At 64.5% G+C, this 14,386-nt stretch carries 12 protein-coding genes and 1 tRNA gene; 6 read left to right on the top strand and 7 right to left on the bottom strand.

Annotation, left to right across the window (positions count from 1 at the left end):
- Positions 1–106 precede the first annotated feature (106 nt).
- Together KI794_RS12170 and KI794_RS12165 are read left to right on the top strand one after the other, a co-directional pair.
- The gene (locus KI794_RS12170; protein WP_255808244.1) at positions 107–736 is read left to right on the top strand and encodes a hypothetical protein; all 630 of its coding nucleotides are present in this window, start codon (positions 107–109) and stop codon (positions 734–736) included.
- Positions 733–1,956, top strand: a complete 1,224-nt coding sequence (locus KI794_RS12165; protein WP_255808243.1) for a PrsW family intramembrane metalloprotease — start codon at positions 733–735, stop codon at positions 1,954–1,956. The genes KI794_RS12170 and KI794_RS12165 overlap by 4 nt, the downstream gene beginning before the upstream one ends.
- Before the next feature lie 74 nt (positions 1,957–2,030).
- Here the strand turns inward: KI794_RS12165 and KI794_RS12160 are convergent, their stop codons facing one another.
- The 6 genes from KI794_RS12160 to KI794_RS12135 form a co-directional block, all read right to left on the bottom strand.
- Positions 2,031–2,810, bottom strand: coding sequence for a thioesterase family protein (locus KI794_RS12160; protein WP_119284746.1), 780 nt, complete (start codon positions 2,808–2,810; stop codon positions 2,031–2,033).
- Positions 2,811–2,948: 138 nt separating this feature from the next.
- Complete coding sequence (locus KI794_RS12155; RefSeq protein WP_255808242.1) at positions 2,949–3,452, bottom strand: hypothetical protein; 504 nt, start codon at positions 3,450–3,452, stop codon at positions 2,949–2,951.
- Between the two features lie 59 nt (positions 3,453–3,511).
- Complete coding sequence (locus KI794_RS12150) at positions 3,512–4,435, bottom strand: DUF1295 domain-containing protein (RefSeq protein WP_255808241.1); 924 nt, start codon at positions 4,433–4,435, stop codon at positions 3,512–3,514.
- Between the two features lie 73 nt (positions 4,436–4,508).
- Complete coding sequence (locus KI794_RS12145; protein WP_370647813.1) at positions 4,509–6,470, bottom strand: AMP-dependent synthetase/ligase; 1,962 nt, start codon at positions 6,468–6,470, stop codon at positions 4,509–4,511.
- Between the two features lie 349 nt (positions 6,471–6,819).
- Positions 6,820–7,398: a hypothetical protein gene (locus tag KI794_RS12140; RefSeq protein WP_255808240.1), complete on the bottom strand. Its 579-nt coding sequence runs from the start codon at positions 7,396–7,398 to the stop codon at positions 6,820–6,822.
- A 251-nt stretch (positions 7,399–7,649) separates the two neighbouring features.
- Positions 7,650–7,722 (bottom strand) — tRNA-Arg (locus tag KI794_RS12135).
- Positions 7,723–7,815: 93 nt separating this feature from the next.
- Here KI794_RS12135 and argS point away from each other — a divergent pair.
- Entirely contained in the window at positions 7,816–9,495 is a 1,680-nt protein-coding gene (argS, locus tag KI794_RS12130) for an arginine--tRNA ligase (RefSeq protein WP_255808239.1), read from the top strand.
- 3 nt (positions 9,496–9,498) lie between these two features.
- On the top strand, positions 9,499–10,245 hold the full coding sequence (locus KI794_RS12125; protein ID WP_255808238.1) for an LmeA family phospholipid-binding protein: 747 nt from the start codon (positions 9,499–9,501) through the stop codon (positions 10,243–10,245).
- 33 nt (positions 10,246–10,278) lie between these two features.
- Here the strand turns inward: KI794_RS12125 and KI794_RS12120 are convergent, their stop codons facing one another.
- Positions 10,279–11,025, bottom strand: coding sequence for a DUF981 domain-containing protein (locus tag KI794_RS12120; protein WP_255808237.1), 747 nt, complete (start codon positions 11,023–11,025; stop codon positions 10,279–10,281).
- 222 nt (positions 11,026–11,247) lie between these two features.
- On the opposite strand from KI794_RS12120, the gene KI794_RS12115 reads away from it, so the two are divergent.
- Together KI794_RS12115 and lysA are read left to right on the top strand one after the other, a co-directional pair.
- Entirely contained in the window at positions 11,248–12,768 is a 1,521-nt protein-coding gene (locus KI794_RS12115; protein ID WP_255808236.1) for a serine hydrolase domain-containing protein, read from the top strand.
- A 174-nt stretch (positions 12,769–12,942) separates the two neighbouring features.
- Positions 12,943–14,346, top strand: coding sequence for a diaminopimelate decarboxylase (lysA, locus tag KI794_RS12110; RefSeq protein ID WP_255808235.1), 1,404 nt, complete (start codon positions 12,943–12,945; stop codon positions 14,344–14,346).
- The last annotated feature ends 40 nt before the right edge of the window (positions 14,347–14,386 follow it).

Raw genomic sequence — 14,386 nt, 5'->3', positions numbered from 1 at the left:
GAAGGGCTGCTCCGCACGCGCACGAAACAGTTGTCCCGTGGGCACATCGTGAAGTATTTTGCCAGAGCAACGTAGTCCTTTGAATCTCAACGCTGAGGGGAAAGCGATGGATCAGACGCACAGACTCCTGGAACCACAGGTTCCGGTCGACCGGCGCATTGCAGGGTTCGATAAGCGCTCAATTCCGATCGCCAGCGTTGTGCTTGCGCTCTTTCTCGTGATGACGTTCGCGCTTCCGGCAATCGACCGGAGCATCGAGTGGGACGACCCAATAGCGGCAGGGGATCAACTTGCGCTTTCCTCCGACGTCATCGTGACGCCAGCACCGGGATGGAACCTGGAATCCGGGTATCGCGTCACCGACGACACTCGGGAGCCCAACGGGCCGGCGACCCTCGCATCTGCAGGCATCACGATCGAGTTCGTCGCAGACGCTTTCTCGGGCACGCCTGCTGAGCTCCTCGCGCAGTCGGCACGCGTCGCACAGGGCGCCGAGGACCACACCTTCCATGCACGTGGAACGGTCGACACCGTGTCCACGAGTGCCGGAGTTGCGGGTGTTCGGCAGTCGTTTGTGAGCTCATCCGGGGACGGTCAAGTTGTCGCGTTGGTGCTCGGGGACACAGGAGTGACAGTCACCGTGCGCGGAGCAGCGCAGCAACTTCACCAGTCGGGTTCCACGATCGACAAGATGATCTCGAGTGTCCGCGCGATGCCTGCAGGAGGCGCAGAATGAACCTACAGACACCGGGCACATCAACCGATACCCTGCCACGCGACGCTCTTGATATTCAGGCTGCAGCGATCTCCCGGTCTGGGTGGGGCGCTACGTTCGAGTTCGTGCAGCCTCGAAATCTGTGCTTCTGGTTGTACCTCATCCTCACCGGTGTCGGGGCAGTGAACCTCTGGAAGTACGTCGCGCCGAAAGCCGGCTTCTTCGCGGAGAGTCTCACTCTTGGCGCTGTGGTTGTGGGGCTGGCCGGCATCGCCTGGGCGCTGTGGTTTCATCACATCGACAGGTGGGAGCGGCAGCCGCTTGGCGTTGTGGCTACCGCGCTTGTCTGGGGCGCCGTCCCCGCAAGTTTCGGCTTTGCGCTGACCGCAAACTCTGCTCTTCTCAGCATCTATCCAAAACTGTTCGGGCAAGAATGGGCGGCTAGCTGGGCAGCTGGTCTCATCGCGCCGTTTACTGAGGAGACCGCGAAACTCTGCGGGTTCCTCCTCATCATGGGGCTCGCGCCCAAGCTCGTACGGACGGCAAACGATGGTCTGTTGATCGGCGCGTTCATCGGGCTCGGGTTCGCCGTCTTCGAGGACTTTCTCTACGCAGTGAACGCAACCTTCGATGCATTCGGGGTGAACCCGGATGCCAGCGTAGTCAACGTGTCGGTGCTCCGTATTGCAACGAGCGCCGTCTCTCACCCACTCTTTAGCGCACTTGTCTGCAGCGGGGTCATCTACCTCATTGGCACGGTCGCGCAGCCCCGACGAGTCGTTCGGGGCGTCGTCTTCGTTCTCGCGGGCATGGCGCTTCACTTCGTCTGGGACGATGCCGCTGGTTTGGCGGGCGGAAACGGGCTCAGCATGTTGCTCGTATTGTTTGGCGCGACTGTTGTGGCCCTGATCGTGCTCTCGATCGCCTTCCGGCTTGCGCTCCCTGTCGAAGCGCAAGTTCTGCGGGATATTCTCGCGCCAGAGGTCGAATCGGGGGTCGTGACCGCTCCCGAGGTAGCGAGTGTTGCAGATCGCCGCGCGCGACGACGCTTCATTCGATCGGCGCACGGGCATGCGCAGCGGCGAGCGCACAGACACCTTCGGCACGCGGTGCTGGGGCTTGCACATGAGCTCGCGAGCGCGCACGGCGCACACACCGACTCCGTAGAGCGGGCTCGGGCCGAAGTTGTTAGGCTCCGTGAGGCGGCGGGCAGTGAGCTGCCCAGCGCCGGCGCGGAATGACCGACGGACATCGACTCAGGCCAAACCCAGGTCCCCACAAGGGCTGAGCCGAAGCTCGCCCTGCTCGTAGGCGCCTACAACCGAATGGTGAGCGTCTGAGTGAGTGTTCCCACGGGCCCGTGCTCGTCGTGCACGACTGACTCCGTCTGGCCGATCGCGTCGGAGCCGAACGAGACGGTGCTGTCGAGCCCGAGCCAGCTCCCTGAGGGCGCGCGAAACAGCGATACGTTGAGGTCGACATTCGGGAAGCCGACCTCTGACGGATCCGCGCGGGGCACCATCCCGTTCGCGAAGTCGAGCATGCCGATCATGCGTGCCTGGGTGCTCGTCTCGACGCCGTCGATCAGCGGAGTGGAGGTGCGGATCCAGCTGCGCGCGCGTCCCGGGCAAACGTACTCGCGTCGGGCTTCGATGGTCTTGACACATGCGCCGTTCCACGTCTCACCAAACGGGAAGGCCGGTGTCGCCTCGATGTCTGGCATCTCGGGGAACGACGTACCTTCGATCGCCGAAGTGTCAGCGGTCTGTAGCATCCACGCACGCGCTCTCACGCCCGTGCGCCCGTTGCTCGTGAGCACCGCTTCAACGAGCTCGATCGTGCGCCCGGGGCGAAGCACAGTGACCTCCACGTCAAACTCCCCAATTGGGAGCACGCCAAGAATGTCGCACGACAGAGAGGCCAGCCGCAGGCGGCCGCCGCGGCCTCCGTGATCCTGTTCGATGAGGTGGGCGAGCAGGCCGATCACCGGGGCGATGTGCTGCTCAGCCGTATTCCAAGCACCGGCTGTCGCCTGGGTTGCCTCGAACCGGGTCGGTGAGTGCTGCCGGAAGTACGCTGTGTGCGAGGCTGTCATGCCAGGAAACTACCTTTCGACGGGACACGATGCGCTGCGGTCACGGGGCGACGGGCGCGCTCAAGCAGTGGCCGAGGGCGGGCGCATCGCTGCGCATGGTGAGCCGGGTTGGACGAGGGGACGTATTCGACTCTATCGTCAGCGAGCGTCGTGACGCTCCCCACTTCCAGGGGTGATCGGCCGGCTGGCGCGGGCACGCTCGACGCGGGCCCGGAGGTCGGTCGTCGACTTCGGTTCGGGGACCGACGTGAGGCCTGTGACAACGTCACGAGGGACATAGCCGAAGGAACCGCCTGGGTAGGCAGGCGTGATGATCTCGGTGTACACCCTGCCGCCGCGCATCGCGGGCACCTTGTGGACGACGCTCGTCACCCGGTCGAGTGGGATGCGCCTCCGCTTTCTGCCGACTAGCAGGGCGTCGCCTGCATCGAGCACGAGCGGCGTGTACCCAACGCCGAGAAACCACAGCGCGCTCGCCGCAACGAGTCCGCCACCAACCGTGTAGAGCGCGCGGTCGACGCGCGGCGACTCGAGAACGAGCTGGCTCGCCCCGAGGGCTACAGCGGCAACGAATAGGGTGACCGCGAGCGCGCGCGTGACGACGACGAACTTGAGCGATGAAATGCGTCTGGGGCTGGCCACAGCGTTCAGCCTAGCTCCGCCATCGCCGTTGGCGTCGTCCCGTGTGGCCGCGGCCAGACTCACTCCCGTGCGTCTGGTGTGGGTTCGGCGCTTCGAGCACCAAAGCGGGGGATGAGCCGCGGGGTGCGGGCCCTGTACGCAAGGTATGCCGGATCGTCGCCCCACTTGCGCTCGGCCTTTGCTTCGAGCAGTGGGATTCCGCTTACTCGAGTCAGCAAGACGATGACGAACGCGGGTGAAAGCAGCGCGACCCACTGCCACCCTTGGAATGCGGGGGCCGCGATGACGAGCACGCCAATCCAGAGCACGATCTCGCCGAAATAGTTGGGGTGGCGAGACACCGACCACAGCCCGGTTTGAATGAACTTCCCGGCGTTGGCCTGGTCGGCCTTGAACAGCCGCTTCTGGTTGTCGGCGACGACCTCGAAGGCGAAACCGAAGAGCCAAATCGCGAGACCAGCCCAGGTAGTCCAGCCGAGGGGAGCGTCGTTTGCCGAGGTGATCGCGATCCATGCGGCCGCCGCGGTCAGGCTCACCCACAGGCCCTGCACAGTCCAGACGGAGAGGAACCGCAGCTTCGATGTCTTGATCTCGTCGAAGCGGTCGTCCGTGCCTGAACGCCGGTTTCTTGCGAATAGAAAGGAACCCAGGCGGGCTGCCCAAATTACGACGAGGGCGGTCAGGATCACGCTGCGCGGATCGAGCCCGGGCGAGCTTGCGAGGAGGAGGATCGTCACCGAGATGTAGGTGAGGCTGCCCGTCAAATCGAAGTACCTATCGGTCTGTGCGATGGCCGCGGGGATGTATGCGATCCACTGCACCGCGAAAGCGACGATGACCGCGAGCGCGAACCCGGGGAAGCCGCCGCCATCGGCACCGCCTCCGATGGTCCAGCTGTTGTTGCTCCCGGCAAGGGCGAGCAATCCGCCGAGCACGATGGCCGCGACAGTGAGTATGAGTGAGCGACTGTTCGCCTGAGACATTGTGAATCCTTCGAGGGAGTCGAATCGTGGAAAATGGGCGGACCTGTGATGCGGCGGTTCGCTTGGGGCTGAGCTAGCGGTACAGTTCGGAAATGATCGGCTCTGCCTCTGTGAGGAGTACCTGTCGTTTCAGTTTCATCGTGGGTGTCACGAACTCGTCGAGGCGATCACCGCCGATGACGAGCCCGCGCCAGGACTGCACGCGCTCCGCCGGCGATACGGCGTCGTTCGCGCGGTCGATTGCCGCGGTGATCTCTTCGAGGATCCGGCCGTCCGAGCACACCACGAACCCGGACGCGCTGAGCGCGCTTGCCGGCGCATCGCCGCGATCCTTGAACCACGCGGTGGCCCCCTCGGTATCGATGACCACCAGCGCAGTGAGGTAGGGCCGATCCGTGCCAACGAGCGCGGCGTGCGCCACGAGCGGGTGCTGCTCGACAGTGTGTTCCCAGTGTTCCGGGGAGACAGTTCTGCCTGTCGACGTGACGATCACGTGCTTGAGCCTGCCTCTCAATGTGAGCGAACCGTCGGGTGCGAGCGCGCCAAGGTCGCCGGTGCGAAAGTACCCGTCGACGAACGCATCTGCGTTGTGTGCCTCGTTCCGGTAGCCGGCGAAAACGCCCACGCCCTTCGCAAGGATCTCGCCGTTGTCCGCGATCCTGACCTCGTTGCCAGGCAGCGGCGTGCCGACTCTTCCCGCGCGCAGCGACCCAGGGCGCCCCCCGGTGAGTGGCGCGGTGGTCTCAGTCAGGCCGTACCCCTCGATCACGGGAACGCCGATACCGCGGAAGAACGTCGCGAGCGAGGGGCGCAGAGTGGCCGCGCCCGAGAGGAGATAGGCGAGCCGCCCGCCCATCACCGCGCGAAGGCGGCTGTAGAAGACTCGGTCGTGCAGCGCTCGGCGCAGCCGCAACCCGATTGGTGCGCGCAGCGTCGGCCGTTGATCCGCGGCCTCCAGGTAGGCTCCCCACTCGATCGCGGTGCGATGGGCAGACCGCCAGATTGGGAGGAGCTTCTTCTCGGCAGCAGAGGCCGCAGCGGCCGCTTCAATCTTCTCGAGTACGCGGGGCACCACGACGAGAAACGTGGGCCGCAGAACCGCGAGCGACTGCACAACCTCCTTAGGGTCTGACAGGTGCGCGACCCGCATGCCGTTTGCGATGCAGATCAGCTGCAGCGCGCGGCCAAGCACGTGAGTGAGCGGGAGGAAGAGCACAGTGTTGCCGGTCTCCTGCACAACCTCGGAGTAGGCGGCTGCGGTGTTCAGCACCTGGCCCACGAGGTTCCGATGCGTGATTTGAGCGCCCTTCGGATCGCCGGTGGTGCCAGATGTGTAGACGATAGTGGCGACGTCATCGAGCGAGGCGCTGAGGCGTCGGGCCTCGAGATCGGCGTCGGCAACGTCGGCGCCGAGGGCCACGAGATCTGAGAGGGTACCTGTCGCGGGTGCCACCGCGCTTTGCTCTGCCGATGCAGAAAGCGGCTCAGATGACATGACTGAGATCCACGGAGCGCGTGCTTCAGAACTGCTCGATGCGTTTGAGGCCGCCTGCGCGAGGCGCTCGCCGTCGGCGGCGGTTCCCACGAACGCGTGTACGGGCCGCGAATCGACGAGGATCGCTTCCAGTTGCGTGGCTGAGGCCGTGTCGTAGACAGGAACGACAACCGCCCCAGCGAACAGCGCGGCGTGGTCGACGACAGCCCAGAGGTACTGCGTCTGGGCCATGATCATTATCGTGTCGCCCGGCTTCACGCCAGCGGCAACGAGTCCTTTCGCGAGCTCGGAGACAGCGTCGGCAAAGGCCTGGGTGCTGACCTGTGTCCACGGTGCCGTGAGCGGTTCTCCGGCCGGCCGGGTCTCGAAAGCGATGTGCGCTGGCGCCGTGCGAACGCGCTGCATGAGGAGTTCAGTGACGTTGCGTGTCTGCTCGATATCGACAGTTTGTGGGGTGAATGCGTGCGGCTCATTGGCAGTCGGCGCCATTGACTCTGCATGGTCTGCGGCCTGGGTGTGGGGAATCTCTCGATTGATCACGGAATAGACAATACAGGAATATTACTAGACAAGCTAGCTAATTGTTGTGGTGGTTGGGTCTGTCGTGAGTGTCCGATCGCAAAGGTGTGATGCGTTACTTTTGCTGGCATGCGACATGGATAGATTCTGCTTGTCTTGAAGGATGAACCCATCCCGCTCGCTGCCAGAAAGAGTTCTGCGACGACAACGTAAACATCCTGTTGGGCGGCGCCCCAAGCGTGACACCCACGCAGATCTCTAAGAGCTTCGGCACCCACGTCGCCAGGTTCGAAAACTGATGCGAGCGACTGCAGCTGTACCTTGTTGCCGACAGACCTTGCGGAATCTCAAGAGTCGGAGTGTGCGTGGGTCAGAGGTCGATGAAGCCCGCGAGGATGTCGCGGACCACTCCGTCAGCGCCCGGCGTACCGAAAAAGTACGCGACCCCGTACCCCCACAGGTACTCCTCGATAACGTCCCCCAGGTCTCCGTCGACTGGCCAGCCGTCCTCGTCGATCTGGAACAGGAAAGAATGCCCGTCTGCCCGAACGGCGTCAGCGTGCGCGTTCTCCCGCCGTGCCACCTCCGGCGCGTCACCAACGCGGACCAATGCTGGCGTAGCAGTGGAGTCAGGCATATTCCCCAACGCGGCGGCACGCAGCCCAGGCCAGGTCGCATCTTCCCTGTTTCCGCGAGGCGACGGTGCATGCATAATCGCGCGCACCGGTAGGTTCGGATACTCGCGGTCGTCATCCCCAACAGAGAACCCCGTGCGGAGGAGCAATGACACCTCGGCTCCTCCGGTCCAGGGAGAGATTTCGGCGGGCAGCGTCATCAGATAGCGATGAGTGTCGAGCAGCGGGTGCCCATCAAGGGCCATCGGGGGAGTGCCACCGAGGCGGCCGCCGTCAAGACGATCCGGCAGCATAGGGGTGAGGAGCCTGGCCACGCCCAGCATTTTAGTTCCGCTGTCAGTACCTGGATCGAGAACTCGTGCATTGCCGCGACATCGCCTTGCTGGGTGGGCCCTGGGGTGGTGTTTCCCGTTCTGCTTTGAGCGTGCTCTGAGGTAGTCATCTTGAGTTTTGGAGCGTGAAGGCGATTATGGTCGTCGTGATCGAGCCAACGACGACCGCCGCCACAACCACCTCCGTAAAACAGAAACGGCTCCAGCGCTGGGCGCTGAAGCCGTGTCACAAGTGCCCCCGGAGGGATTCGAACCCCCGACCTACGGTACCGGAAACCGGCGCTCTATCCCCTGAGCTACGGAGGCGAGCAGATGTAACTCCCCAAGCCTAGCGCACCTCCAGCGGCGTTTTTTGCACAGGGTCGGGCGCGAGCTGGGCTGGCGGTAGACTTGACCCTCGTGACGCCTCTAGAACTTGCACAGGCCCTTGCCCAGATCCTCGCAGCCAACTTCGCCGCCCGCGGCGGGGACGCAGCTGAGATTGTCGTGTCCGAGCAGGACACGCAACTGGAGCGACCCAAGAGCCGAGAGCATGGTGACTGGGCGTCGAACGTCGCGATGAAGTTCGCAAAGCGGATTGGCACGAATCCGCGCGAGCTCGCGCAGGAGCTCGCCGCCGAGATCGAGAAGATCGATGGCGTCGCGAAGGTTGAGATCGCGGGCCCCGGGTTCATGAACATCACCCTCGACGCCGCGAGCGCGGGCGAGACCGCGCGGCGCGTCGTCGAGCAGGGCGCCGCGTACGGCCGCAATGATTCGCTCGCTGGACAGCGCATCAACCTCGAGTTTGTGAGCGCGAACCCCACGGGTCCGCTGCACATGGGCCACACCCGATGGGCTGCCCTGGGCGACTCGACCGCGCGCGTGCTTCGTGCCGCGGGCGCAGAGGTGACGAACGAGTACTACATCAACGATGCCGGCTCGCAGATGAACAAGTTCGGGCGCTCGGTGCTCGCGGCCGTGCTCGGCGAGGAAGCTCCGGAGGACGCGTACCCGGGCGAGTACATTCAGGCGCTCGGCGCGAAGGTGCGCGAGCAGCTGCCTACCGTTGGTGAGCTCGCGGCGAACGACCGCGACGCTGCCCTCGAGCAGGTGCAGGAGCTCGCGTACCAGCTGCAGCTCGCCGAGATCAAGGATTCGCTCGAGCGCTTCAACGTGCACTTCGACGTGTTCTTCTCGGAGCGCACGCTGCACGCGAAGGGCGAGAACGGCGAGCCGAGCCCCATCGAGCTCGCTGTGGATCGGCTGCGCGAGCAGGGCCACGTCTTCGAGGAGGACGACGCGATCTGGGTGCGCACGACCGCATTCGGCGACGATAAGGATCGCGTGTTCACGCGCGGCAACGGCATCTACACCTACTTCGCCGCCGACGCGGCCTACTACCTCGACAAGATGGATCGGGGCTTCACCGAGAAGATCTACCTGCTCGGCGCGGATCACCACGGCTACATCGGTCGTCTGACCGCGATCGCGGGCGCAGCTGGTGACGACGTTGAGAAGAGCATCACCGTGCTCATCGGTCAGCTCGTGAACCTTAACGGTGCGAAGCTGTCGAAGCGCGCGGGCAACATTATTGAGCTCGACGATTTGCTTGAGTGGCTCGGCTCAGACGCGCTGCGCTACTGGCTCGCACGCTACCCGGCTGATTCGCCGCTCTCGCTCGACGGCGAGAAGGTGCGCAGCCGCACGAACGACAATCCTGTCTTCTACGTGCAGTATGCGCACGCGCGTACATGTGCAGTTGATCGAAATGCGGCCGCAGCTGGGATCACCCGCGAGGTGTTCGCGCCCGAGCTGCTCACGCACGAGACCGAGACCGATCTGCTCGGTAAGCTGCAGCAGTACCCGGGTATTGTTGCTGGCGCTGCCGAGCTGCGTGAGCCACACCGGATCGCCCGTTTCCTTGAGGAGCTCGCCGCCGTGTACCACCGCTGGTACGACAACTGCCGCGTGATTCCGCTCGGCGAGGAGCCAGTCGAAGACGTGCACCGTACGCGCCTGTGGCTGAACGACGCCGCGGGACAGGTGCTCCGAAACGGCCTCGACCTGCTGGGTGTGTCGGCGCCAGAGCGGCTCTAGCGTATGCGGCGCGCGCTCAAGATTGTCATCGCCCTCGTCGTGACGTTGGGAGTGCTCGCTGGGCTCGGGGAGTGGGGGCTCCGGCTCGCGATTCCCGGCGTGGTGAAGACGATTGCGCAGGAGCAGCTCGGCATTCCGAGCAGCCATCCTGTCGAGGTCGACATGGGTGGTTCGGCACTGCTGCACGCGATCGGTGGTGGCGTCGGCGATATCACCGTGGAGATTCCCGACGCACCCGTCGCTGACGGAGTGCGCGCGACGCTCATTTTCTCGGCTGACCGGTCGCCGTTCGACCCGTCGAAGGGTGACATGACGGGTGCGACGGCGGCGATCTATGTGCCGACGGCCGACCTCGGCCCGATGATTTCGCTGCTTACGAACGGCGTCGTTGATTCTGGCAAGACAAGCAGCGGCGAGCTCGTCGTTGGCAGGCAGCTCGACGCGCTCGGGTTCACCGTGCCGATCGAGGCGACGCTTGGCCTTACGGCAGTCGACGGTGAGGTGCTCGTCGAGCCGCGCGGCCTGTCGGCTGTGGGTTTTGATCTGTCTGTTGAGCAGCTTGCCTCGGCGACAGGTGGCCTCCTCGACCCGCTGCTGTCGGAGCGTCAGCTCTGCGTGAAGGAGTGGCTGCCGGCGGGCGCGACGCTCAGCGATATTAGGATCACGAAGAACGGCGCCAGGGTCGAGTTCGCGCTCTCACCTGACTTCCTGTCGAACCCGCAGCAGCAGGAGCTCGGCACCTGCGGCTAGCGCGAAAGCCGCCGCAGGCACCGCGCCCGCGCGTTACTGCATCGTGTTGACGATGAGCCCGATGTGGGTGAAGAAGTTCATCGCGCCGAAGAGCAAGAAGATGATGCCGGTGACGAGCCATGACACGCCGACGAGCTTCGCGACGCCTGACAGCGGCTGCTTCGACGAGAACCCGCGTAGCGCGATGGGGAACAGTGCTGCGCCGAGTCCGACGAACGCGAACAGCAGCGACATGAAGGTCGCCTCGATCATCGGGTAGTCGGCGACGATGCCCGAGATTGGCTCCTCCGCGGGTGCCGCGAACAGCTGGAAGACGAGACCGGCAAGTGCGATGCCGAAGAGCGCGAGGCCCATGCCGAGCACGAAGATGCTCATCGGGCGGGCCACTGCGGCGGCTTCGGCTGCACGGTCCTCCGCTGCAACGATTTGGTCGCCGCGCTTCCAGAGGTACAGTGATGCGGCGAGCAGCAGCACACCGAACGCGAGGCTCGGTTCGCCGAAGACGATGTTGTCGAACGGGAAGTACATCGCGAACGGCCACTCGAGCGTCATGTGCAGGCCGGTTGTGGTGAGGATCAGGCCGAGTACGCCGGCTGTGAGTGCCCACCCTTCGGCCTTGAAGTCGCGGTCACGAACGAGGGCGCGGCCGAGCATGTACACGAAGATGAGGCCGGCACCGGCGGCGACTGCCATGATCGTGTTGTACGTCGGCATCTGCGTCCAGTCGATGACGAGTCCGGTATCTCGGCCTTTGAAGAAATCTTCGATGAAGCTTCCCATGATGGGGTCCTTTCGATGGGCAACCGATGGAGCACCATGCGTGCTACTGGCGGTTGCGTGGGTGTACCGTGTGTAACCAATTAGAGTCGATTTGTATTCGCTTGCATGCATTTCCCGGGTGTGTCCGCGGAGTTACCACCAGCGAGGGGTTGGGCAGCAACCGCAACGTGGGCATATGGTGGCAAGGCGCACCCTGTTCAACGATGTACCGAAGGAACCCGCATGCACCACCCGCTCGACACCGCCAATACCATCGCAGTTCTCGAAGCCGCAGTCGTCGACTACGCTGGAACGCTTGCGCCGGCTGTCTCCATTGCGGCGTTTGATGCGACGGGCGTCATCGCCTGGCACGGGGTGGGGGAGCCGCGGCTCGATGGTTCGGCCGTGAGCCGAGAGACAGTGTTCAGGATCGCCTCGATGTCGAAGAGCTTCCTCGCCGCAACGGCGCTCGCACTCGACGAGGCCGGCCTCCTAAACCTTGCCGCGCCAGTTGCGCACTATCTCCCAGGGATGCGGTTCATGTACAGGGACACCGACTACCCGGTTACCGTCGGTGAGCTGCTATCGAACCGATCTGGCATGCCCGAGGACAACGCTTGGGCCGACAGGCAGCTGGGGTCGAGCCGCGACTACATTGCGAGCCTGTTCGCCGAGGGAATCGAGCTCACCGCTGCGCCCGGCGTCGGATACCAATACTCAAACCTTGGAATGTCGCTCGTGGGGCGCGTCGTTGAGGCCGTCGTCGGCCGCCCCGTCGAGGAAGAAGTAAAAGAGCGGTTCATTGAGCCGCTCAAGCTGACGGGCACGCGGTTCGCGGTCGATCAGTACGACGCAGGCACGGATGTCGCCTCCGGCTTTCGATCTTTTGACGCCGGCGCGACGTTTGTCGAGGAGCCATTTATCGGCGAGGGGGCGCTCGCGTGTATTGGTGGCCTATTCAGCACAGTCGACGACATTGCAAAGTGGTCTTGGTTCCTTGCTTCCGGGTACACCGACGAGCCAGTCGCGCCCGAGCTATTGAGTGCCCGCGGGCGGGTGGAGATGCAGCGCGTGCATACCCCCATCCCCGTTCCCAACAGCACCGAGTTTCGCGACCTCACGAGCCTCGGGTACGGTCTTGGGCTCTTCCCTGCGCACGATAGGCGACTCGGCGCGACTGTTGATCATTCGGGCGGCCTTCCGGGGTTCTCCTCGAACATGCGCTGGCACATTGACTCGGGCGTCGGGGTTGTCGTGTTCGGTAACTCAGACGCGTTTCGCGCCGACACCCTCGCGATGGCCGCGCACGCGGGGGTGCTGCAGGCGAACGCGATCCCGCCCCGCACGGTGAGGCCATGGGGGCTCGCCTTCGAGGCCGGGGCCCTGCTCGACACACTGATCCGCGAGGGAGAACCGCTCGCCGGCGCGGCGCACGTCACCTCAAGTAACTTCTTCGCCGATGTACCAGACGCGGTACGCACGAGCCGGATCGCGGAACTGACGCAGGCTGTCGGGGCGCCCGTGGCACAGCCCGCGTTCTCGAATCGGATCGTCGGTGCCTCCGATGCTGCCCATCTGCGCTGGCGGATCGACTGCGCGCAGGGCGCGCTCGTGTGTGACATACGCCTCATCGGTCTGAGTGCACCGCTCGTGCAGAGCATGACCGTCGCCATCGCCGACGAGACTGGCACGAAACCGCTTGCGGGGGAGCCGGGACTGCAGGTGCTCGCGGCCGTCGAACCTGAGTGGAGCCCTGTTTCGTAACATCCGTGTTCGGGAACGCTACGCCCATTAAGATAGAGAGGTTCGTTCGGACTCGTTATCCGTTCGCGCGGCTTCAGGGGCCAAGCCGGGTCCGCTCGCCACGGGGTGCAAGTGTGCAGCCCTCCGAGCGTCCGAGCGTCCACGCGACACCCACCCAGAGCCGAGGAGCGTCAAATGACCGATCACCGAACCCGCGACGTCAATGCGATCGACGACCGTGTCTTTCCCCGCGGTGCCCGCCGTGGTAGCGAATGCGGCGTACTGAAGATTGGTGGCGTCCGAGCCACGGAACTCGTCGAGCAGTTTGGTTCACCGCTCTATGTCATCGACGAGGACGCAACGCGAGCGACAGCGCGCGAGATCCGTGACGCGCTCCGCGGCGAGGCACAGCGCGTTGGCACCGACGCAACCGTGTACTACGCAAGCAAGGCATTCTTGAGCGTGCAGACAGCGCAGTGGATGGCCGAAGAGGGCCTCGCGATCGACGTCGCCAGCGGCGGGGAGCTCATGGTCGCGCTCGCCGCAGGCGTTGATCCCGCGAAGATCGGATTTCACGGAAACAACAAGTCTGAGGGTGAGATCGCCCGCGCTGTTGAGGCCGGCGTCGGAACAATCATCATCGATAGTGAGATTGAGGTCGCGCGCATCGCTGCCGCGACTGCCGCCGCCGGGAAGCGTCAGCGCGTTCGTCTCCGCGTGAACAGCGGCGTGCACGCGTCGACTCACGACTACCTCGCGACGGCGCACGAAGACCAGAAGTTCGGCATGCCACTCACAGACGCGCCCGCGCTCGTTCGCGAGATCGTGTCGCATGACGGCCTCGACTTCGTCGGCCTGCATTGCCACATCGGTTCGCAGATCTTTGCGACGGAAGGGTTCCGTGAGTCGGCGCGCCGCCTCCTTGGCGTCTACGTCGAGCTCGCAGAGATCGCCGGGCGACAGATCCCTGAGCTCAACCTCGGCGGTGGCTTCGGCATCGCCTACACGCCCGAACAGGCAGGCGAGGCGCCGAACGTGGCCGACATTGCGAGGCAGCTCGCCGACATCGTCGCAGAGGCGTCCGCCGAAGCAGGGATCGCGATCCCGCACCTCGCGTTCGAGCCCGGTCGCGCCGTCGTCGGCCAGTCAGGTGTGACGCTGTACACGGTTGGCACAACCAAGCGCGTCGATCTCACTGGAACGGGCGCCGCAGACCCGATCGACCGCGGCTACACCGAGCGGCTCTACGTGAGCGTCGACGGAGGTATGAGCGACAACGCGCGCCCAGCGCTGTACGGCTCGGACTACCACGTGCGGATCGCGAACCGAGCGAGCGAGGCAGCTCCGGCACTCGTGCGCGTCGTCGGCAAGCACTGCGAATCCGGCGACATCGTCGTGTACCGCGACGAGCTCCCCGCAGACGTCCAGCCCGGCGACACGCTCGCCGTCGCCGTGACAGGCGCGTACTGCTGGGCGCTGTCAAGCAACTACAACTTTGTCCCACGGCCGCCAGTAGTCGCAATTCGCGGCGGCGAGAGCCGCGTCATCGTGCGCGGCCAGACCGAAGAAGACTTGCTCGCTCAGAGCGTTGTCGCCTAACCGCGACAATCAAAACGTGACTTCACAGAAAACAGGAGAA

This window comes from Leucobacter aridicollis (assembly GCF_024399335.1).
In the GTDB taxonomy this organism is placed as follows: Bacteria; Actinomycetota; Actinomycetes; order Actinomycetales; family Microbacteriaceae; genus Leucobacter; species Leucobacter aridicollis_A.
The sequence above is the reverse complement of the archived record's forward strand: the minus strand, read 5'-3'. Positions and strand labels throughout refer to the sequence as shown.